Source organism: Geodermatophilus sp. SYSU D00758 (genome assembly GCF_054049955.1).
The window spans coordinates 14,614-34,492 of the sequence record NZ_JBJGYK010000032.1 but is presented as its reverse complement, the minus strand read 5'-3'; the positions used below and the strand labels follow the sequence as shown (position 1 = coordinate 34,492).

Below are 19,879 nucleotides of genomic sequence, written 5' to 3'. Positions count from 1 at the left end.
TGGGTCCGAGCGTGGGGACCGGTGACCGTCGTGCCGGTCACACCGGGGCCGGCCCGGCGACCGGCGTGTCCCGCGGCACCGCCGGCGCCGGTCGGCACGGGCTCCGAGGGCCCCGCCCTGCATCGGCACCCGGACGGCCGCGCCGCACCACCGGGGGAGCGCCGTCCCCGCCCGCGGCGGCGCCGTCGCGCTCCCGGTCAGGCCTGCTGCGGCGCGGTCAGGACCTCGGCCCCGTCGTCGGTGATGGCGATCGTGTGCTCGCTGTGCGCCGTCCGGCAGCCCGTCGCGCTCCGGAGCGTCCAGCCGTCGGCGTCGGTGACGAGGTCGGCGGTGTCCGCCATGACCCACGGCTCCAGGGCCAGCAGCAGCCCGGGGCGCAGCCGGTACCCGCGACCGGGCCGGCCCCGGTTCGGGACGTGCGGGTCCTGGTGCATCGTCGACCCGACGCCGTGACCGCCGAACTCGGTGTTGATCGGGTACCCGGCCTCGCCGAGGACCGACCCGATGGCGTGGGAGAGGTCACCGATGCGGGCCCCCGGCCCGGCCGCCGCGATCCCGGCGGCCAGCGCGCGCTCGGTCGCCTCGATCAGCGCGACGCTCCCGGGCGGGCGGGAGTCACCCACGAGGAAGCTGACGGCGGAGTCGGCGACGACCCCGTCCAGGGAGACGGCGAGGTCGAGGGTCAGCAGGTCACCGTCGGCGAGGGTGCGGTCGTGCGGCAGGCCGTGCAGCACGGCGTCGTTGACCGACGTGCAGATGTGGCGGCCGAACGGGCCGCGCCCGAAGGACGGCGCGTAGTCGACGTAGCAGGACTGCGCCCCGGCCTCGGTGATCATGGCCCGGGTCCACCTGTCGACGTCCAGGAGGTTCGTGCCCACCTCGCAGCGGCTCCGCAGCGTCTGCAGGATGCCGGCGACCAGCGCGCCCGCCGCCCTCGCGCGCGGCAGCTGGGTGCGGTCCAGGATCTCGATCACGCGGCGCCCCCGCTCGTGCGTCCGATAACTATCCCGGCCATGTTATCCCGGTATTAGTATCGGACCGTGGTCAGGCTGCCGCTCACCCCCGCAGAGGTCGAACGGGGGCAGCGCCTCGGCGCCCTGCTGCGGCGCGCCAGGGGGGAGCGGCCGCTGCTCGACACCGCGCTGGCCGCGGGCGTCTCACCGGAGACCCTCCGGAAGATCGAGTCCGGCCGCGTGGCCACCCCCGCCTTCCCCACCGTCGCGGCGGTCGCCGACGTCCTCGGCCTCTCCCTCGACGAGGTGTGGTCGGAGATCAACCGGCGGGAGGCCGGGTCCCGGCCGGCGAGCGCGGGCGGGCAGCTGGCCTCGTAGGCCCCGCGACCTCCCTGACGCCGGACGCTGTGCGCCGACGCCGGGCTTCTGCCGCGTCGAACCCGGCCTCGGCGCTCGGCGTCGCCTCGCGGACGAGCCCCTCGGGAACCCGTCGCGGTGGGCCCCGTGGGGATCGAACCCACAACCCGCGGATTAAAAGTCCGCTGCTCTGCCAGTTGAGCTAGAGGCCCGGTGGGCACCGAGGTGCCTCCGGGCGACCCACGGCACGGACCGTGGGGATCCCCGAGGGCAGCGGCAGCCCGGTGGAAGGCTACCGCCGGGGACCCGACCCGCCGCCCGGCGCGGGTCCGTCCGGAGCGGCGTGCGCGGCACCGGTGCCGTCGCCGCGCTCAGGCGCCGCCGAGCCCGCGGACGGCGAGGGAGACGGCGAGCGCGGCCATCACGACCGCGATGCCGCCGTCGAGCACCCGCCACGCCGACGGGCGGGCGAACACCGGCCGGAGCAGGCGGGCGCCGTAGCCGAGGCCTGCGAACCACAGCACGCTGCCCAGACCCGCGCCGGCGGCGAACTGCCAGCGGTGCTCGCCGTAGGTGGAGGCCATGGAGCCCAGCAGCACGACCGTGTCGAGGTACACGTGCGGGTTGAGCCAGGTCAGCGCCAGGCAGGTGCCGACGGTGGCCACGAGGCCGGCGCGGGCCCCGGCGGAGTCGGGCAGGAGCGCGCCGGGCCGCAGCGCCCGCCGCGCGGCCAGGACGCCGTAGCCGAGCAGGAAGGCCGCCCCGGCGAGGCACACCACGGGGATCAGCCACGGCAGCCGCGACAGGGCCGCGCCGGCGCCGAGCACCCCGGCCATGATCAGCGCGAGGTCGGAGAGGGCGCACACCGCCACCACCGCGGCCACGTGCTCCAGGTGCAGCCCCTGCCGCAGCACGAAGGCGTTCTGCGCGCCGATGGCGACGATCAGCCCCAGGCCCAGCGCGAGGCCCGAGGCGAGCGCCAGCAGCGCGGGGGTCGTGAGCACGGGCACGACGGTAGGAAGCCGCGGCCCGACGGTCCAGCTCAAGATCCTGCAGCATCTTTAGCATCACTTCATGGACCTGGACCTCGGCCAGCTGCGGGCGCTGGACGCCACCGTGCGCGGGGGCACGCTCGAGGCAGCCGCGCGGGCGCTGCACGTCACCCCGTCGGCGATCAGCCAGCGGCTTCGGGCGCTGGAGGTCGCGACCGGCCGGATCCTGCTGGTGCGGACCAAGCCGGTGCAGGTCACGGAGTCCGGGCAGGCGGTGCTGCGCCTGGCCCGGCAGGTCGACCTGCTCACCGCCGACGTCGTGCGCGAGCTCGGTGGCGCCTCGTCGTCCGAGGGGCTCCCCGCGCTGCCGATCGCGCTGAACGCCGACTCGATGGCCACCTGGGCGCTGCCGGCGCTCGCGCCGCTGGCCGGCGAGGTCTGCTTCGACCTGCACCGGGAGGACCAGGAGCGCACCAGCACCCTGCTCCGCGCCGGCACGGTGATGGCGGCGGTGACCGCGGAGGCCGAGCCGGTGCCCGGGTGCACCTCGACCCGGCTGGGCGGGATGCGCTACCGGCCGATGGCCGCACCGGCCTTCGCCCGCCGCTGGTTCCCCGAAGGCCCCACCGCCGAGGCGCTCGCCCGGGCCCCCGTCGTCGTCTTCGACCGCGCCGACGACCTGCAGCACCGCTGGCTGCACGCGCAGGCCGGCCCCGGGGTCGCCCCGCCGGTGCACCACGTGCCCGCCGCGGCCGACCTCGTCGCCGCCGTCACCCTGGGGCTCGGCTGGGGCATGGTGCCCGACCAGCAGGCGCGAGGGCTCGCGGCGGAGCTGGAGGTCCTCGACCCGGCCGCCGCGGTGCACGTCGTCCTGCACTGGCAGCAGTGGCGGCTGCGCTCGGCCACCCTCGACCGCGTCCGCGAGGCCCTGCTCGCGGCCGCCGCCCGCGAGCTGGACCGGCCCGGCCGCTGACGGCGCCGACCGGGCCGGGGTGGTCGGAGCACTCGGGGTCAGAGCACGTCGAGGAGGAACAGCAGGAGCAGGGTCAGCAGCGCCGAGACCAGCAGTGACCCGAGGCAGCCCAGGCGGCTGGAGAAAAGGAAGAACACCCCGGGGTGGTGCCCGGTCCGGCGGGCACCAACCCCGCTGACGCCCGGTGACGGGGCTCACCCCCGCTCACCCGGACAGGGGATCCCGGAAAGCACGCAGGACTCCGTAGCGTGATCACGTCCGGTTCGCGGCCCCCGCGACCGGCCCCGCACTCCGGTCCGGCCGTCCTGATTCCCCCCGGGACGGCCGGACCGGGTCCACCTCAGCAGACCCGCTGCACCAGCGCCCAGAAGGCGTCCTGCTGCGACCGGTCCACGGGCAGCGGCACCGGGACGGCGTCCTCCCCCTCCACCACCACGCGCAGCGGGAACAGGAACGGCTGCTTGGTCTCGGCGAGGACGTGCGGCTCGCAGGTGGCCAGGGTGAACGACACCCCGGTCGCGGCCCGCTCCTCCCCCTCGGCCAGCCGCAGCGGCAGCCCGTCGGCGGCCACGTCGAGCAGCACGCTCCGGGTCAGCCGGTCGGCGGTCACCGCCCGGTCGTCGTCCCCGGCCCGGGTCAGGACGACGCGCCCGGTCACCACCTCCCCGTCGTCCCGGAGGTCCTCCAGGGTCACCGTCGCCACCGCCAGCACGCCGGCGACGGCGCACATCTCGGCGTGCACCTCGTCGAGGTCGTCGCCGGCCAGCGGGACCCGGACCTCCTCGACGGCGCCGTCCGGCCGCACCACGGTCAGCCGGGCGGCCAGCGGCTGCGGCGCGATCGTGCAGACCGGCTCGCCGTGGGGCGTGGGCAGGCTGATCCGCTGCCCGGGCTCGAAGGCGGCGGTGACCTCCCGCGGCGGCAGCGGGGTGAAGCCGGGGGAGTCGATGGCCACGGCGGTCACCGTGAACGGCATGTCCCCGGTGTCGGTGACCTTGACCTGCACCTGCCCGCCGACCGCCTCGTCCGTGCGCAGCCGCACCACCTCACCGGCGATGCCGGGGACGGCGGGCAGCGCGGGCGCGGCGGAGGACGGCGGACCGGCGGACGCACCGGCGGACGACGCGCCAGGGGCCGACGACGCCGACCCGGAGGCGCAGGCCGCGCACAGCGCCGTCGCCAGGACCGGGGCCGCCCACCGCACGGGCGGAGCGTAGGTCCCGCGCGGCCCCGGTGGTCAGCGCTCGCGTCCGGGGAGCCGGGCCATCACCCGCCCGGCCTCCATGCGGGTCTCCAGCTTCTCCTGCGGGTTGGCCGCCGGGCCGCGGCGCGGGGAGCCGTCCTCGAGGTCGAAGGCCGACCCGTGCCAGGGGCAGACCAGGCAGGAGTGCCCGCGCACGTCCTCGACGGTGCCCTCGTAGAGCGGCCCGGACAGGTGCGAGCAGGCACCCACGAAGGCGTCCACCCGCCCGCCGCGCCGCACGGCGACCAGCGGGACGGCGACGCTCCCGCCGCGCCCGGTGCGCAGGGCGGGACGCCCCTCGGGCAGGTCGTCGAGCGGGCCGAGGTCCAGCCAGTCGCTCGACAGCGCGCGGGCGGCCGTGGCCGCGTGCGAGGCCCCGGACGACTGCGCGTAGGACATGTGCCCGCCGATCGCCGCGGAGGCCGTGGCCACCCCGAGGCCGGTGTAGGACAGCGCGCGCCCGAGCCCGCCCCGGCCCCGGCGCCGCGCGGCCAGCGACCCCACGTAGAGGCCGAGCGCCACGGTGTTGGTCAGCGCGTGCAGCGCCCCGAGCCGGCGCACCCCCGAGCCCTGCTCCGACCAGTCGGCGGCACCGGTGAGGGCCGCCGGGATCGACGCCGCCACACCCGTGCCGATGAGCAGGGTCGCCGCCGGGCGCATCGGCGGGATGGCGTCGAGCAGGCCGGCCGACACCCAGCTGCCCACGGGGACCTGGACGACCACCGGGTGCACCGGGTGGCCCAGCCACGTCCCGTGCAGCAGGTCCTTGAGGCCCTGCGGGAGCGCGGCCTGCACGGCCTTGCGCGCCGGCTCGATGGCCTTGTCGAAGGTCGGCACGTCTGCGACCCGGTCGAGGATCCCCATGAGGCTCATGGGCGGCCTCTACCCGCGGGCGCCCGCCTCGAAGCCGGTGCGCCGGTACCGCTCGGCGCACGCGGCGAGCGCGGCCACGACGAGCCCGGTGGCGACCGCCCCGGTGGCGTTGAGGGCGGCGTCCAGCGGGGAGACCACCCGGCCGAGCGGCAGCAGGAGCTGCAGCAGCTCCACGGCGGCGCCCGTGGCGACGGCGGCGGGGACGAGGAGGGCGGAGTGCCGCAGCGCCGGCCAGCGCAGGACGGCGGCCGTCGCGAGCGGGGCGAGCAGCAGCAGGTTGCCGAGCAGCTGGAGGCGGACCGCGTCGGAACCCAGGCCGCCGAGGTACCACCGGAGCTCGACGAGCGGGGCGCCCCAGGCCCAGCCCTCCCCACCGGCCGGGGTCAGGGTCAGCAGGGCCACCAGCAGCGCCGCACCGGCCACGACGAGGCCGGGGAGCCGGACGGAGGAGGCGGGGGGACCGTCACGCTGCATGACCCCAGCGTCACCGCCACGCCTGTGAGCCGGCTGGCCGTCCGCGGGGAGTTCGCCGTGTGGGTCACGACACGGAGAAATCGTCGTCCACCGGGGAATAACTGCTGGCATCCAGCCGATGCCCAGGAGGAACCTGCACAACGGACGGCGTGGCCGTCATGACCCCGAGAGACCAGGAGACCCCGGTGACCTGCCCGTCGCTGCTCTGCCGCCGCCAGGTGGTCGGTGAGCTCGTCGAGGGCCGGGCGACCGGGCCGGCCGAGTGGGTCGTGGAGCAGGTGCGCGGGGGCGGCACGCTCGGGCAGTTCCTCCGCTTCGTGCTGGTCGGCGGGTCCACCACGGTCGTGTACGCGGCGCTGTTCGTCGCGCTCGGCTGGCTGGGCTACCTGCCGGCGCACGTGTCCGCCACCGTGGTCTCGACGATCCTGGCCAACGAGCTGCACCGCAGGCTGACCTTCCGGGCCGACGAGCGGGTGCACTGGTTCACCGCGCAGTGGGAGGCCGGCGGGGTCACCGTGGTCGGCCTGATGGCCACCAGCGCCGCGCTCGGCTGGCTGGACTCGCACGCGGGCGAGGCCTCCGTGGTCACGCAGGTCACCCTGGTCGTCTGCGTGACGGCGGCCATCGGGCTCATGCGGTTCGTCGCGCTGCGCTGGCTGTTCCGGGCTCCCGCGCCCGACGCCGCCTGACCCGCTCCCCACCGGCCCGTGTTTGGCCGTTCCGGGTCGCGGGCATCGCCATGCCTGCAGTCGTTGAACGCGCAACCACATCTGCAGGGGAGCACCGTGCCGAACATCGCCGTCATCTACTACTCGTCCACCGGGAACGTCCACCAGCTCGCCGCGGCGGTCGCCGACGGGGCCCGCGAGGCGGGCGCCGAGGTCCGGCTGCGCCGGGTCCCCGAGCTCGCACCCGAGGAGGCCATCGACTCCAACCCGCTGTGGCGGGCGCACGTCGACGCGACCGCCGGCGAGGTCGAGGAGGCCGCGCCGGCCGATCTGGAGTGGGCCGACGGGTACGCCCTCGGGACGCCGACCCGCTTCGGCACCCCGGCCGCCCAGATGAAGCAGTTCGTCGACACGCTCGGCGGGCTGTGGTTCGAGGGCAAGCTCGCGAACAAGGGCGCCACCGCCTTCACCAGCGCCCAGAACGTCCACGGCGGCACCGAGTCGACGATCCTGACCCTCTTCAACGTCTTCTCCCACTTCGGCGCCGTCATCGTGCCGCCCGGCTACACCGACCCGCTGCTGTTCGAGGCCGGCGGGAACCCCTACGGCACGTCGAACGCCTCCGGCGGCAAGTCGGCCACCGCGACCGAGGCCGAGCTGGCGGCCGCCCGGTACCAGGGCCGGCGGCTGGCCGAGGTCACCGCGAAGCTCGTCGCCTGATCGGGGCGCCCGTCGCCCGATCGGGTGCCGCCGCGGAGGTGCTGCGACGCGCCTTCCGCGGCGGCACCCGGAGAGCGCGCCGGCGCTGCGTAGCCTGTGCCGGTGGACGAGCAGCCGGAGCCCGAGCGCGGGCAGCGCGCGGGTCGCGGGCTGCGGCGCCTGGGCGTCTGGGCCGGCCGGATCGGCCTCGCGGCCGGGGGCGCGCTGATCGGCATCGCCCTGCTCGGCCGGGTGGACGCGCCCATCGGCCCCTTCGACGCCACGCTCGCCTTCCGGCCCCTCGGCGGCGGCGCCGACCTCGACATCCCCCCGCTGGGGGCGCTCGAGGTGGACGCCTACGACGGGCCGCTGCGGCTGGAGATCCAGCTCAACCGGGTCGACGAGCTGCGCGCCACCGCCCTGGCCACCGACCCCAGCGAGCTCGACGACGTCGTCGACCAGGTCAGCGCCGACCTGCGGGACGCGGTGGAGCGGGTCGCCGTCCTCACCGCCCTCGCGGCGCTCACCGGCGCCACCGTGACCTCGCTGGTCGTCCTGCGGCGCCGGCGCGAGACGGTCATCGCCCTGGGCCTGTCGACCCTGCTCGTCGGCGGCACCGCCGGCCTGGCCGGGGCCACCTGGCGGCCGGAGGCGCTGTCCCAGCCGACCTACACCGGGCTGCTGGTCAACGCCACCAGCCTCATCGGCACCGCGCAGGACATCGTGGCCCGGTTCGACGCCTACCGGGCCTCGCTCGAGGACATCGTCACCAACGTCAGCACGCTCTACTCGACCCTGTCGGCGCTGCCCGCACCCGGCGCACCCGACGACGCGGTCGCCCTGCTGCACGTCTCCGACCTGCACCTCAACCCCGCCGGCTTCGACCTCATGGCGCAGGTGGCCGAGCAGTTCCGCGTCGACGGTGTCCTCGACACCGGGGACATCACCGACTGGGGCAGCCCACCGGAGAACCAGCTCGTCGCCCGGGTGGGCCTGCTCGGCGTCCCCTACGTCTACATCCGGGGCAACCACGACTCGGCGGTGACCGCCGCGCTGGTCGCGACCCAGGACAACGCGACCGTGCTCGACACCTCCGCGGTGACCGTGGCCGGCATCGAGGTCGTCGGCACCCCGGACCCCCGCTTCACCCCCGACCCGGGCAGCGCCGTCGACGGGGACAGCCTGGAGCGGACCGGTGCGGACCTCGCCGAGCTCGTCGAGGGCCTCGACCGGCCCCCGGCGATCGCGATGGTCCACGACCCGGCGCAGGCGGGGCCGCTCGACGGCGTCGTCCCCCTGGTGCTGGCCGGGCACACCCACGAGCGCGCGGTCACCGAGCTCGACGAGGGGACGCTGCTCATGGTCCAGGGCTCGACCGGCGGCGCCGGCCTGCGGGCGCTGCAGGGGGAGTACCCCGAGCCGCTGACCTGCACGGTGCTCTACCTCGACCCGGACACCGGCGCGCTGACCGCCTACGACGACATCACGCTCGGCGGCCTCGGCGAGACGGAGGTCACCATCGAGCGGACGGTGGTCCCGCCGCCCGACGCCGGCGGCGCCGCACCCGAGGACGGCGGCGTCCCGGTCGAGGAGGGCGCCGGGACCGCCGGGGAGGACGTGCCGCTGGTCGGCGGCTCCCCGGAGGGCTGACCGGGCACCCCTAGGCTCGCGTCCATGCCGCCGACCGCTGCCCGTGCCACCCGTCTCGCCGCCGGTTCCCTGCTCGGCGGCCTGGCCCTGGCCTCGCTGGGCGCCTGCACCTTCAGCTCGAGCAACTTCTCGTGCAGCGCCAGCTCCTGCACCGTGACCCTGACCGGCGACGGCTCGGACGTCGAGATCCTCGGCACGACGCTGGGCTTCGAGGGCGTCCAGGGCGACCGCGCCAGCCTCACCGTGGGGAACGCGTCCGTCTCGTGCGCGCAGGGGGAGACCGTCTCCGCGGGGCCCCTGTCGCTGGAGTGCACCTCCGTGGGGGAGGACTCGGTGGAGCTGACCGCCTCGCTCAGCTGAGCCGCGGGCCGGTCAGCTGGGGTCGGCCAGCTCCACGACGACGCGCGTCGGCCCCTCCAGGGCGTGGACCCGGAAGGGCACCTGCGCGCTCGCGCCGACGAAGGCCACCGACGTCCCCTCGAAGGTCGCGTCCCAGGCGACCTCGGTCACCACGGTCGTGCCCGAGCCCGGCAGCGGGTCGGGTCCGGCCCACTCCTCGACGCCGGTGTCGTAGGGGTAGCCGACGCCCGTGAGCGTCACCTGGAGCACGGCGTCCCCGGCGACCTCCACCGGCTCGCCGCTGCCCTGGGAGGCGGCCTGGTCGACCCAGCGGACGTCCCAGCCGGGGGTCCCGGTCCCCCCCACCTCGAGCACGACGCGGTCGTAGCCCTCCTGCCGGCCGGTCCGGATGTCCGTGACGGTCACCAGCGCGTCACCGGACGCCTCGGCCGTGTCGGGCGACGTGTCGGCCGGGAAGGACGGGACGTCGGTCGGCCCGCCGTCCCCCGCGGGCGCGGCGGCACCTCCGGTCGTCGGGCCCCCGGCGGGCGCGGAGGACGACGACGGGGACCCACCGGAGGCGGTGTCGGTGCCGCCCTCCGCGCACCCGGTGACGAGGATCGCTGCGAGCAGGAGCGAGGGGCAGACGAGCGCGAGACGACGGTCCACGGCTCCGAGGGTGGCAGCCGCGGGGACCCGCCGGGCAGCACCGGGGACGGCGTGTCGGTCACCTCGGCCACTGGTCGGCCGCCCGGCGTCACCGCCCTCGGGGCGGCCGCCGGGAGGCCGTCGGACACCGGCGCCGACCCCCCGTCCGCCCCCCTCGGCGGACCATGTATCGTTCTCGCTGCCCCCGGCGAACACGAGCCCCCATCGTCTAGCGGTCCAGGACGCCGCCCTTTCAAGGCGGTAGCACGGGTTCGAACCCCGTTGGGGGCACGCACCACCAGCAGTACCAGCAAGGCCCTGTAGCGCAGTTGGTTAGCGCGCCGCCCTGTCACGGCGGAGGTCGCGGGTTCGAGTCCCGTCAGGGTCGCTCCCCGGTGCCGAGCACCGGGAGGGGCAGGTAGCTCAGTCGGTACGAGCGCTCGCCTGAAAAGCGAGAGGTCGGCGGTTCGACCCCGCCCCTGCCCACACCACCTCCTCACGCCGGTGCGCCGGCTGGCGGCCCCCCGCATGCCCCGCGCGACGGCCGGGTAGGCGCTGGGCAACCGGATTCAGGGACGCCCCAGACGTCACGGGCCCGGCGGCCCAGCCGCCCTCCCGGACCCGTGGGCCCTGGGCCACCGCGCAGCAGGAGGACGCCATGAGCCACCCCGAACGCCGTCCCGATCCCGAGGACCGCGACTCCACCCCGAAGCAGCGGGGCAACCGGGGCCGGGCCGTCGTGGGGCTGACGCTCCTCGGCGTGATCGCCGGCATCATCATCGTGATGCTCACGATCTGGGCCATCGCCTTCTAGAAGGACCCCCGTGCCCCCCGCCCCTCGCTCCGCTCGGGGCGGGACCCTGCACGGGGGCCGCGCGGCCCCCGGGGCCGGGACGTGCCGGGTCAGGCCCCCACCCGGTCGGCGGCGAGCTGGGCGTAGACCTGCCGGTGCACGGCCCGCACCGCGGCCTGCTGCTCGGCCCGCCAGGCGCGGTCGGCCGGCCGCGGTGCCGGCCGGGTGAGCGCGGCGGCGACGGCGCCGTCGAGCGACACCGGGTCGAAGCCGCCGTCCTCGTCGTTGCCGTAGACCACCACGTCGCCCCACTGGTCGGCGAACCAGCCGCAACTGGGGGCGACGACCCGGGTGCCGACGTCCCGGCAGACCTCCAGGTCCATCGAGTGGGTGCCGCAGCGCTCGGGCAGCACCGCCACGTGCAGCTCCTGCAGCTGCGCCGCCCACCGGCCGGGCTCGCGGGGCACGTACTCCAGCGTCCCGGCGGCGGCCGGCACCGGCGGCGCCGCGTACCCGTCCTCGTCGAGGAACACCCGCAGCCGCCCGCCCCCGTTGACCGCGCCGGAGAGCGCCGCGCGCACCAGCCCCGAGGGGTCCGGGACGGCCGGCCGCGGCCCGCCGAGGGCCATCCCGACGAGGCCGCGCTCGGCCCCGAGGCCCGGCTCGGGCACCGCCACCGAGGGGTGGGCCACGACGATCGCCGTGCGCCCGAACCGGTCGGCGATCTCCTCGGCGGCCCCGGGGGTCAGCGTGAGCACCACCTCCGCCGTGTCGAGCAGCGCCATGAGGTGGGCGTCGTGCCGCCGCGGCGCGTCCTGCCGCGGGTCGCGCAGCTGGTGCACCGTCGTCACCAGCGGGACGCCGGTCCTGCGGAGCGCCTCGGTCCAGCTGACCACCTCGTCCTCGGGCAGGTGACCGTACCCGCCGTGCACGTGCAGCACGTCGACCGACGGGGCGTTGCTGGTCAGGTAGCCGGGGTCCAGCCACGGGCTGGGCGCGTGCCCCGGGCCGACCCGCACGACGTCCTCGGGCAGCACCGCGTCCACGTAGGGGTCGGTGTGCGGGATCGTCACCACGCGGACCGGGCGGTCCTCCTCGTCGCTCACGCGCTCGTGTCCTCCTGCGGCCGCGCACTGCGACGGCAGGGGCGGTTCTCCTCGGCGGTTCGGTCGGGCAGACCGTCCTACCCGGTGGCGCACGATCGAACCAGCGTCCCCCTCACCCGATCGGGTCAGCCCCCGGCGGGCTGCGCGGCCGCGGTCGCCGCCGCGGTCCGCGCCGCCAGGTGGGCGTGCACCAGCGTGACGGCCAGCGCTCCCTCCCCCACCGAGGAGGCGACCCGCTTGACCGACCCCGCGCGCACGTCACCGGCTGCGAAAACCCCCGGCACGCTGGTCTCCAGCAGGGCCGGCGGCCGCTCCAGCGGCCAGGTCGGCGCGACGCCGGGGGCCAGCAGCGCCTGCCCGGTCAGCAGGAAGCCCCACCGGTCGCGGGCCAGCGTGCCGGCCAGCCAGTCGGTGCGCGGCTCGCTGCCGATGAGCAGGAAGAGGACGCCGGTCTCGCGGGTCTCCGCACCGGTGTCGAGGTCCTGGATGACGATGTGCTCGAGGAACTCGGTGCCCGCGCCGCCGACGACCTGCGCCCGCGGCCGGATCGCCACGTTGGGCAGCGCCTCCAGCTCCCGGATCAGGTAGTCGCTCATGGTGTCGACGAGGGAGGGTCGCCGCACCAGCACGGTCACCTGCTCGGCGTACCGGGACAGGTGCACCGCCGCCTGGCCCGCGGAGTTGCCGCCGCCCACGACGAAGACGTGCCGGCCGCGCATCGCCGGGGCCTCGCTGACCGCCGCGCCGTAGAACACGCCCCGGCCGACCAGCGCCTCCAGCTCCGGGACGCCGAGCCGCCGCCAGCTCGCCCCGAGGGCGAGGATGACCGTCCGGGCGCGCACCGACGTCCCGTCGGACAGGTCGAGCACGTGCAGGCCGTCCTCCGGGCGCAGCCGCTGGGCCCACCGCATGAAGTGGAAGGTGCTGCCGAAGGCCCAGGCCTGCTGGTAGGAGCTGAACGTCAGCCGGTTCCCGCTGATCCCGGTCGGGAAGCCGGGGTAGTTGCGGATCTTCGAGCTCGTCCCCGCCTGCCCGCCGACGGCCTCGGCCTCCAGCACGAGCGTGGAGAGGCCCTCGGACGCCGCGTACACGCTGGCCCCGAGCCCCGCCGGCCCCGCCCCCACCACGACGACGTCGTACACGACGTCGGGGTCCAGGGGTGTGAACAGCCCCAGCGCCTCGGCGATCTCCACGTCGGTCGGGTCCTGCAGCACCGGGCGCTCGGGCTTGAACCCCACGACGAGGACCGGGAACCGGGGGGCGTCGAGCTCCAGCCCCTGCAGCAGGGAGCGCCCCTCCTCGGAGTCGGCCTCGTAGAAGCCCAGGGGGACGCCGTTGCGGTTGAACTGGTCGCGCAGGTACTGGGTCCGCGGGGACCACCGGTGCCCGATCATCCGGAAGGCCTCGAAGCCCCCGCCGCGCCGCGACGCCCACTCTTCGAGGTGCTCGGCGACCTGCCGGTGGAACGCCTCGTCCAGGGGCCCCTCCGGCCCGATCAGCCAGCGGTCCAGCTCGCCCAGGGTCAGCGCCTCGAAGATCGGCCGCGTGGTCTCCCAGGCGCCCCACCGCACCAGCGCGACGGCCACGGCCTCCGGGTGGGCGGCGTGCAGCCGGCGGAGCACCCCGAGCCCCTCCTGGGGGTCGTCGTCCGCCAGGCCGCCGTACAGCACGGCCACCGGCGGCCCGCCGGAGTCCTCGAGGGCGGCGGGCACCCCCTCGGCCGACGCGCAGGAGACGATCGCGTAGTCGGCGGAGTAGCGGCGCTCCAGCTCCCGCGTGGTGGTCGCCCGCAGGACGTCGTCACCGGTCACCACCACCAGCGCGGCGTGGGCGCTCACGTCCGCTCCCGCGCCGGCACGGGGGCCAGCCGCCAGCCGGCGGCCCCGGTGAGGACGACGGCGACGACCATGGCCACCAGCACCCAGGCCGAGGGCTCCTCCCACTGAACGGTGCCGGCGAAGCGGGCCAGCGAGATCGCGACCAGCACCCCGAAGACCGTGTAGGCGATCGCCGCCGTCCGCAGCCGCTCCAGGTCGCCGCCGACCGCGGCCAGCGCCGTCGCCAGGCCGAAGGCGACCAGCCAGGCCGCGACGACCCGCGCGGTGAGCGGCGTGAGCTCCCAGGGCCACCAGGCGGCCGTCGTCGCCGGCGCCACGAACAGCGCCGCGCCCACCACGACCAGCACCGCCGACTCGACGGCCAGCGCCACGCGCAGCCACCGCGGCACCGGTGCGCGGTCGGGCGGGTCGATCCCCGGCGCCCGCTCCTGCGGTAGCAGCAGGGCCAGCATCGCCACGGGGACGACGACGTAGACGGCCAGCCAGAACCAGGCGGCGGCCTCGGCCAGCGCGCCGCGGTCGGCGAACTCCTCGGCCATGTGGAAGCGGTCGAGGTGCAGCAGGGTCGCCACCAGCGTGAGGACGACGAAGGCCAGGATCGTCAGCAGCGGGACCCGCGTGCGCGCCCACACCCCGTCGCGCAGCGACAGCACCACCAGGACGCACCCGGCGCCGTAGCCGGACCCGAGGAAGGCCGCGGTGAGCGGCGGCTGGATCGTCCAGGCGAAGGTCTCGTCGGTCTGCTCGGCGAGGACGAACAGCGATCCCACCGCCAGCGCGGTGAGCACGCTGAAGGCGAGGAGCAGGACCCGCATACCGGGTAGCAGCCGCCGGGCGGGTGCGCTGGTGCGGGTGGTGGGGGAGTCCATCGGACCTCCCGGGCATCGGCCCCCGTGCACGGTCTCGGACGGTGATCCGATGCAAGCACCCCGGGCACCGCGCTGTCACGGGGTTTGCGCACCTCCGGGCGCTGCCTAGACTCCCGGCCACGCCGTGCTGTGGCGTGCCGTGCCACGTCGTGCCGGGCCGGGCCGCGCGCGGTGCCGGGGCGGGAGGTGGCCGTGGCCGATCCGCGGACCGACGGTGTCCCGCGCCCGATCGCCACGCCGGACCAGCGGCTGCGGGTCTTCGTGTCCTCCACGATCGAGGAGCTGGCCGCCGAGCGCCGGGCCGTGCGCGACGCGGTGACCCGCATGCGGCTGACGCCGGTGCTCTTCGAGCTCGGCGCCCGGCCGCACCCGCCGCGTGACCTCTACCGCGCCTACCTGGCCCAGAGCGACGTGTTCGTCGGGGTCTACGGCGAGCGCTACGGGTGGATCGCCCCGGGCATGGACGTCTCCGGCCTCGAGGACGAGTACGACCTGTCCGCCGGCATGCCGCGGCTGCTGTACGTGCGCCGCACCGCACCCGGGCGCGAGCCCCGGCTCGCCGACCTGATCACCCGGATGCAGGCCGAGAGCGGCGCGTCCACCACGCCGTACGACGACCCGGCCGAGCTGGCCGACCTGGTGGCCGACGACCTCGCCGTCCTGCTCACCGAGCGGTTCACGGCCCCGGCACCGGCCGCCCCGGGCCTGGCCGCCGGCTGGCTGCCCACGCCGGCCACCCCGCTGGTCGACCGGCGCGCCGAGCTGGAGCTGGTGACCGGCCGGCTGCGCGACCCCGCCGTCCGCCTGGTCACCATCACCGGGCCCGGCGGCACGGGGAAGACCCGGCTGGCGCTCGCGGTGGCGGAGCGGCTGGTGGCCGAGCAGGACGCCGTGTGGTGGGTCGACCTCTCCCCCGTCCGGGACCCCGGCGAGGTCCCCGGCACGGTCGCGGCGGCCCTGGGCGTGGTGCCCGAGGGCCGTCGCCCGCTGCTGGACCTGGTCGCCGAGCGGCTGGCCGGCCTGCGGGCGCTGCTCGTGGTGGACAACGCCGAGCAGGTGCTGGGCGCCGCGCCGGCCGCGGCCGCCCTGCTCGCCCGCTGCCCCGGCACGCGGCTGCTGGTCACGAGCCGTGCGGTGCTCGGCCTGCGCGGGGAGCACGACGTGCCGCTGGGCCCGCTCGCGGTGCCCGAGGAGGGCGAGACCCGGCCGGACGTGCTCGCCGCGACCCCGGCCGTGGAGCTGTTCGTGGCCCGCGCCGGCCGGGCCGACCCGGCGTTCGCCGTCACCGAGACCACCGGCCCCGCGGTCGCCGAGGTCGTGCGCCGCCTCGACGGGCTGCCGCTGGCCGTGGAGCTCGCCGCGGCGCGGGTGCGCACCCTGCCGCCGTCGGTCCTGCTGCGCCGGCTGGGCCGGGCGCTGGACCTGCGCGGTGCCGACGTCGACGCCCCCGGCCGGCAGCGCACCCTGCGCGACACCATCGCCTGGAGCCACGACCTGCTCAGCGAGGCCGAACGGGCCCTGTTCGCCCGGCTGTCGGTCTGCGTCGGGGGGTGCACCCTCGACACCGCCGAGGCGATCGGCGCGGTGGACGACGACCTCGACGTCCTCGAGGCCCTCTCCGCGCTGGTCGGGCACAGCCTGGTGACCTCCACGGACACCGGGGCCGGGGAGCCGCGCTTCCGCATGCTCACCCTCGTCCGCGCCTACGCCGCCGAGCGCCTCGACGAGCGCGGCGAGACGGAGGCCGTCCGCGAGCGGTTGGCCGAGCACCTGGCCGGGGTGAGCGCGGAGGCCGGTGCCGGGCTGTCCGGCCCCGAGCACCGCCGCTGGCAGGCCCGGCTGCGGGACGAGGTGGCCGACCTGCAGGCGGCGCTGCTGTGGTCGGTGGAGCACGACCGGGCCGAGCTCGCCGTCCGGCTGGCCGGGCCGCTGGCCCGCTGGTGGTGGGCCCGCGGGCTGCTGGGGGCCATGGCGGAGATGGCCGAGCGCACCGCGGCGCTGCCGTCGGCCGGGCGGCTCCCGCCGGAGCTCGCCGGCCAGCTGCTGTGGGCCCGGGGCGCCACCCGGGTCGCCCTCGGACGCACCGCCGAGGCCCGGCCGCTGCTGGAGCGGCTGGTCGCCCTTGCCCGGGAGCGGGACGACCCCTGGCTGCTCGGCCACGGGCTCAACGGGCTGGCCATGACCCTGCCCCCGGGGGACGCCGGGCTCGCCCCGGCGCTGGACGACGCGGTGGCCGCCCTGCGGCGCAGCGGCGACACCTGGTCGGTCGCCTTCGCCCTGCTGTTCCGGGGGGCGGTGGCCGTGCTGGCCGGCCGGCCGGACGAGGCGGCCGCCACCCACCGGGAGGCCCTGGCGCTGGCCCGGGCGCTCGGCGACGACACCCTCACCGCGACCCTCGACGACCAGCTCGCGCTGGACGCCCTGCTGACCGGGGACCTCCCCGGGGCCCGGGAGCGGCTCGCCGAGGCCGCGGCGCTGCACCGGCGGATCCGCGACCTCGAGGGGCTGGCGTACTGCCTCGACGGCCTGGCCGGCCTGGCGCTGGCCTCGGGCGACCCGGCCCGCGCCGCCCGGCTGGCCGGTGCCGCCGAGGCGGCCCGGGCGCAGCTGGACGTCGCCGTGTGGCCACCCCTGCAGCCGCTGGCCGACCGGCTCGCCGAGGGCATCCGGGCCGCCCTCGGGCCCGACGCCGAGCAGCGGGAGCGCGCCGCCGGGGCGGCCGCCGGGCCCTGGGCGGCGCTCGACGAGGCGCTGACCACCCTGACCGGGTGACCCGCGGTCCGGCGCCCGACGCGGGGTGCCCCGCGCGGCCCTGTCAACTGGCAGGACCTGCGCAAGCGGGCGGCCAGGTTCGGCCGGATCTGCCCGGACCTGCCCGGTGACACGGACTGGTCCGGTGCTTACTGTCAGTGCATGCTCACGACGCTCCTGGTGATCGGCGGTGTCCTCGTCGGGCTCGTCGTGCTGCTCGCGCTCATCGTCGCCCTGAGCGCCCGCCCGGCCCCCCCGCGCGGCTCGGGCAGCGCCGCGGGGTGGGTGGCCGCCACCGGCCGGCCGCACCCCGACGCCTGGTCGGAGCCGGTGCCGACCACGGAGCTGCCCGCCTCCCGCTGACCCCCGGTCCCGGCGTCCCGGCGGCTGCGTGCTCGCGCCGCCGGGACGACCCGTCCCGCGCCGCAGCGGCGACCGCACGCATCCGACTGTCCCGATCCCGCGTCATCCGGGATGATCGGGGCGCGCCGGGGCGCTCAGACCGGGACGCGCGGCGCAGGCGAGGTCGAACATGTCACGTTCGCACGGGGGACGCCGCTCGGACCCGCGGGTGCGCGCCGCGGGCGGCCTGGTCCTGGCCCTGTCCACGGCTGGCGCGCTCGTCGCGGGGCTGCTGGTGCCCTGGGTCGTCGTGCCGGCCCTGGTCGCCGACAGCTCCGCCGGGCTGCTCGCGCCGCTGCCGGTGGAGCTCACCGACGCCACACCACCGGGCAACACCGTGGTGCTGGCCGCCGACGGCTCGGTGATCACCTACTTCTACCGGGACAACCGGACGCCGGTGTCCGCCGAGCGGATCGCCGACGTCATGGAGGAGGCGATCGTCGCCATCGAGGACGAACGCTTCTACTCGCACAACGGCCTGGACGTCGAGGGCACCGTGCGGGCGCTGGTGCGCAACCTCGCCTCCGGCGGGGTGCGCGAGGGCGGCTCGACGCTCACCCAGCAGCTGGTGAAGCAGACCCTCCTGCAGACGGCCACCACGCCCGAGGAGCGGCAGGCCGCGACGGAGCAGAGCGTCACCCGCAAGCTCAAGGAGGCGCGGCTGGCCCTGGCGCTGGAGGACACCTACGACAAGCAGGAGATCCTCACCCGCTACCTGAACATCGTGTACTTCGGCGAGGGCGCCTACGGCGTGCAGGCCGCGGCCCGGACCTACTTCTCCGTCGACGCCGCGGACCTCACCCTGCCGCAGGCGGCGATGCTGGCCGGCCTGGTGCAGACGCCGGCCAGCGACAACCCGCTGGCGGCCCCGGACCAGGCCCGGGAACGCCGCGACCAGGTGCTCACCCGGATGCACCAGCTGGGCGTCATCACCGACCAGCAGCTCGCCGAGGCCACCGCCGGCCCGGTCGAGACCGTCCCGGAGCCGCGGCCCCCCAACGGGTGCGCGGGCGCCCTGATCGGCGGCTTCTTCTGCGACTTCCTGCAGCGCCACCTGGTCGAGACGCTGGGCATCACGCAGACCGCGCTGGAGGAGGGCGGGCTGACCATCCGGACCACGCTGCGCCCGGACCTGCAGCGCTCCGCCGACGCCGCCGTCCTGGCCAACCAGCCGATGGGCGACCCGGTGGCGGCGATGTTCACGGCGGTCGAGCCGGGCACCGGCAACGTGCTGGCCATGAGCGCCAACCGGGTGTTCGGCTACGACCGGGAGGACCCGGCGCAGTCGTCGGTCAACCTCAACGTGGCCGCCAGCAAGGGCGCCGGCTCGACGTACAAGGTCTTCGTCGCGACCGCCGCCCTCGAGCGGGGCATCCCGCCGTGGCACGTCATCACGAGCGGGAACACCTACACCTCGCGGGTGTACCGCAACGGGCTCGACCCGTACACGGTGCACAACTTCGGCACCAGCATCCCGCCGACGCTCTCGATGGCCGAGGCCCTGCAGCGGTCGTCCAACACCTACTTCGTCGCCCTGGAGGACCAGCTGGGCAGCATCGAGGGCCCGGTGCGGGCGGCGCAGCGGATGGGCCTGTTCTCCCTGGACCCGGTGGCCGACCAGGTCGTCGCCGAGAACCGCGGTTCGTTCACCCTCGGCCCGGAGGCGACCAGCCCGCTGGCGCTGGCCAGCGCCTACTCCACCCTCGCCGCCAACGGGACCCGCTGCGCCCCGGTGCCGGTCGTGGAGGTCCTCGACCGCGACGGGCAGCCGCTCACCCGCGAGGACGGCACCCCGGTCGGCACCGGCGCCTCCTGCACGCCGGAGGCGGTGTCGCCGGCGGTGGCCACCACCCTCAACCAGATCCTGGTCGGCGGCTCGTCGCTGCCCTGGGGCACCGGGGTGCGCGCCGCCATCCCCGGCCACCAGATCGCCACCAAGACCGGCACCGCGCAGGACCGCTTCTCGGTGGCCTTCGTCGGCTACACCCCGCAGTACGCGGCCAGCGTCATGCTCTTCAACCCGACGGCGAACGTGGACGTCGGCGGGTTCGGCGGCGGCCGGGGCGGTCAGATCTTCAAGGACGCGATGACGCCGATCCTCGCCGCCCAGCCGCCCGCGTTCTTCCCGCCGCCGGGCATCCCGCTGGACCCGCCGGTCCCCCAGGTCGCCCCGGCGCCGCAGCGGGAGACCGCGGGCCCCACCGACACCACGCCCTTCCGCGGCGGCGGGGGCCGGGGGCCGCGCTGACCG

Annotated in this window: 19 protein-coding genes and 4 tRNA genes; 13 read left to right on the top strand and 10 right to left on the bottom strand. The window is 76.5% G+C overall.

What is annotated here, in order from left to right; genetic code table 11:
- Positions 1-197: 197 nt before the first annotated feature.
- Positions 198-974: a type I methionyl aminopeptidase gene (gene map, locus ACI8AC_RS19360; protein WP_456899462.1), complete on the bottom strand. Its 777-nt coding sequence runs from the start codon at positions 972-974 to the stop codon at positions 198-200.
- 66 nt (positions 975-1,040) lie between these two features.
- On the opposite strand from map, the gene ACI8AC_RS19355 reads away from it, so the two are divergent.
- The gene (locus ACI8AC_RS19355; RefSeq protein ID WP_456899461.1) at positions 1,041-1,331 is read left to right on the top strand and encodes a helix-turn-helix transcriptional regulator; all 291 of its coding nucleotides are present in this window, start codon (positions 1,041-1,043) and stop codon (positions 1,329-1,331) included.
- A gap of 118 nt (positions 1,332-1,449) precedes the next feature.
- Here ACI8AC_RS19355 and ACI8AC_RS19350 read toward each other — a convergent pair.
- Both ACI8AC_RS19350 and ACI8AC_RS19345 read right to left on the bottom strand, forming a co-directional pair.
- A tRNA-Lys gene (locus tag ACI8AC_RS19350) sits at positions 1,450-1,522 on the bottom strand.
- Between the two features lie 159 nt (positions 1,523-1,681).
- Positions 1,682-2,314 (bottom strand): LysE/ArgO family amino acid transporter, encoded by a 633-nt coding sequence (locus ACI8AC_RS19345; protein WP_456899460.1) that lies wholly within the window; start codon positions 2,312-2,314, stop codon positions 1,682-1,684.
- Positions 2,315-2,384: 70 nt separating this feature from the next.
- On the opposite strand from ACI8AC_RS19345, the gene ACI8AC_RS19340 reads away from it, so the two are divergent.
- Positions 2,385-3,275, top strand: coding sequence for a LysR family transcriptional regulator ArgP (locus tag ACI8AC_RS19340; RefSeq protein WP_456899459.1), 891 nt, complete (start codon positions 2,385-2,387; stop codon positions 3,273-3,275).
- Between the two features lie 340 nt (positions 3,276-3,615).
- Here ACI8AC_RS19340 and ACI8AC_RS19335 read toward each other — a convergent pair whose 3' ends face one another.
- Genes ACI8AC_RS19335 through ACI8AC_RS19325 form a run of 3 tightly spaced genes read right to left on the bottom strand, consistent with a single transcriptional unit; the run spans position 3,616 to position 5,865 of the window.
- Positions 3,616-4,479, bottom strand: coding sequence for a hypothetical protein (locus ACI8AC_RS19335; RefSeq protein WP_456899458.1), 864 nt, complete (start codon positions 4,477-4,479; stop codon positions 3,616-3,618).
- Between the two features lie 33 nt (positions 4,480-4,512).
- Entirely contained in the window at positions 4,513-5,391 is an 879-nt protein-coding gene (locus ACI8AC_RS19330; protein WP_456899457.1) for a Rieske (2Fe-2S) protein, read from the bottom strand.
- A 9-nt stretch (positions 5,392-5,400) separates the two neighbouring features.
- A complete protein-coding gene (locus ACI8AC_RS19325; RefSeq protein ID WP_456899456.1) occupies positions 5,401-5,865 on the bottom strand; it encodes a VanZ family protein in 465 nt (154 codons plus the stop codon).
- 158 nt (positions 5,866-6,023) lie between these two features.
- On the opposite strand from ACI8AC_RS19325, the gene ACI8AC_RS19320 reads away from it, so the two are divergent.
- The 4 genes from ACI8AC_RS19320 (at position 6,024) to ACI8AC_RS19305 (ending at position 9,242) form a co-directional block, all read left to right on the top strand.
- Positions 6,024-6,554: a GtrA family protein gene (locus tag ACI8AC_RS19320; RefSeq protein WP_456899455.1), complete on the top strand. Its 531-nt coding sequence runs from the start codon at positions 6,024-6,026 to the stop codon at positions 6,552-6,554.
- 96 nt (positions 6,555-6,650) lie between these two features.
- Positions 6,651-7,253 (top strand): NAD(P)H:quinone oxidoreductase, encoded by a 603-nt coding sequence (gene wrbA / locus ACI8AC_RS19315; protein ID WP_456899454.1) that lies wholly within the window; start codon positions 6,651-6,653, stop codon positions 7,251-7,253.
- A gap of 102 nt (positions 7,254-7,355) precedes the next feature.
- Complete coding sequence (locus ACI8AC_RS19310; protein WP_456899453.1) at positions 7,356-8,882, top strand: metallophosphoesterase family protein; 1,527 nt, start codon at positions 7,356-7,358, stop codon at positions 8,880-8,882.
- Between the two features lie 24 nt (positions 8,883-8,906).
- Positions 8,907-9,242: a hypothetical protein gene (locus ACI8AC_RS19305; protein WP_456899452.1), complete on the top strand. Its 336-nt coding sequence runs from the start codon at positions 8,907-8,909 to the stop codon at positions 9,240-9,242.
- A gap of 12 nt (positions 9,243-9,254) precedes the next feature.
- On the opposite strand, the gene ACI8AC_RS19300 is transcribed toward ACI8AC_RS19305, so the two are convergent.
- Positions 9,255-9,890, bottom strand: coding sequence for an AMIN-like domain-containing (lipo)protein (locus ACI8AC_RS19300; RefSeq protein WP_456899451.1), 636 nt, complete (start codon positions 9,888-9,890; stop codon positions 9,255-9,257).
- Positions 9,891-10,087: 197 nt separating this feature from the next.
- Between ACI8AC_RS19300 and ACI8AC_RS19295 the strand changes: the two genes are divergently transcribed.
- The 4 genes from ACI8AC_RS19295 to ACI8AC_RS19280 all read left to right on the top strand — a co-directional run bounded on the left by ACI8AC_RS19295 (position 10,088) and on the right by ACI8AC_RS19280 (position 10,683).
- Positions 10,088-10,160, top strand: a tRNA-Glu gene (locus ACI8AC_RS19295).
- Positions 10,161-10,183: 23 nt separating this feature from the next.
- Positions 10,184-10,257 (top strand) — tRNA-Asp (locus ACI8AC_RS19290).
- 24 nt (positions 10,258-10,281) lie between these two features.
- A tRNA-Phe gene (locus ACI8AC_RS19285) sits at positions 10,282-10,355 on the top strand.
- A gap of 172 nt (positions 10,356-10,527) precedes the next feature.
- Positions 10,528-10,683, top strand: a complete 156-nt coding sequence (locus ACI8AC_RS19280; protein ID WP_456899450.1) for a hypothetical protein — start codon at positions 10,528-10,530, stop codon at positions 10,681-10,683.
- An 89-nt stretch (positions 10,684-10,772) separates the two neighbouring features.
- Here the strand turns inward: ACI8AC_RS19280 and ACI8AC_RS19275 are convergent, their stop codons facing one another.
- The 3 genes from ACI8AC_RS19275 to ACI8AC_RS19265 form a co-directional block, all read right to left on the bottom strand.
- On the bottom strand, positions 10,773-11,768 hold the full coding sequence (locus tag ACI8AC_RS19275; protein WP_456899449.1) for a hypothetical protein: 996 nt from the start codon (positions 11,766-11,768) through the stop codon (positions 10,773-10,775).
- A gap of 125 nt (positions 11,769-11,893) precedes the next feature.
- Positions 11,894-13,606, bottom strand: coding sequence for an FAD-dependent oxidoreductase (locus tag ACI8AC_RS19270; RefSeq protein WP_456899448.1), 1,713 nt, complete (start codon positions 13,604-13,606; stop codon positions 11,894-11,896).
- A complete protein-coding gene (locus tag ACI8AC_RS19265) occupies positions 13,603-14,475 on the bottom strand; it encodes a hypothetical protein (RefSeq protein ID WP_456899447.1) in 873 nt (290 codons plus the stop codon). The genes ACI8AC_RS19270 and ACI8AC_RS19265 overlap by 4 nt, the downstream gene beginning before the upstream one ends.
- Before the next feature lie 192 nt (positions 14,476-14,667).
- Here ACI8AC_RS19265 and ACI8AC_RS19260 point away from each other — a divergent pair, with 192 nt between their 5' ends.
- The 3 genes from ACI8AC_RS19260 (at position 14,668) to ACI8AC_RS19250 (ending at position 19,876) form a co-directional block, all read left to right on the top strand.
- Positions 14,668-17,247 carry an ATP-binding protein gene (locus ACI8AC_RS19260; protein WP_456899446.1) on the top strand — a complete coding sequence of 860 codons (2,580 nt, stop codon included), beginning with the start codon at positions 14,668-14,670 and terminating at the stop codon, positions 17,245-17,247.
- A gap of 141 nt (positions 17,248-17,388) precedes the next feature.
- Complete coding sequence (locus tag ACI8AC_RS19255; RefSeq protein WP_456899445.1) at positions 17,389-17,589, top strand: hypothetical protein; 201 nt, start codon at positions 17,389-17,391, stop codon at positions 17,587-17,589.
- 169 nt (positions 17,590-17,758) lie between these two features.
- A complete protein-coding gene (locus ACI8AC_RS19250) occupies positions 17,759-19,876 on the top strand; it encodes a transglycosylase domain-containing protein (RefSeq protein ID WP_456899444.1) in 2,118 nt (705 codons plus the stop codon).
- Positions 19,877-19,879: the final 3 nt, after the last annotated feature.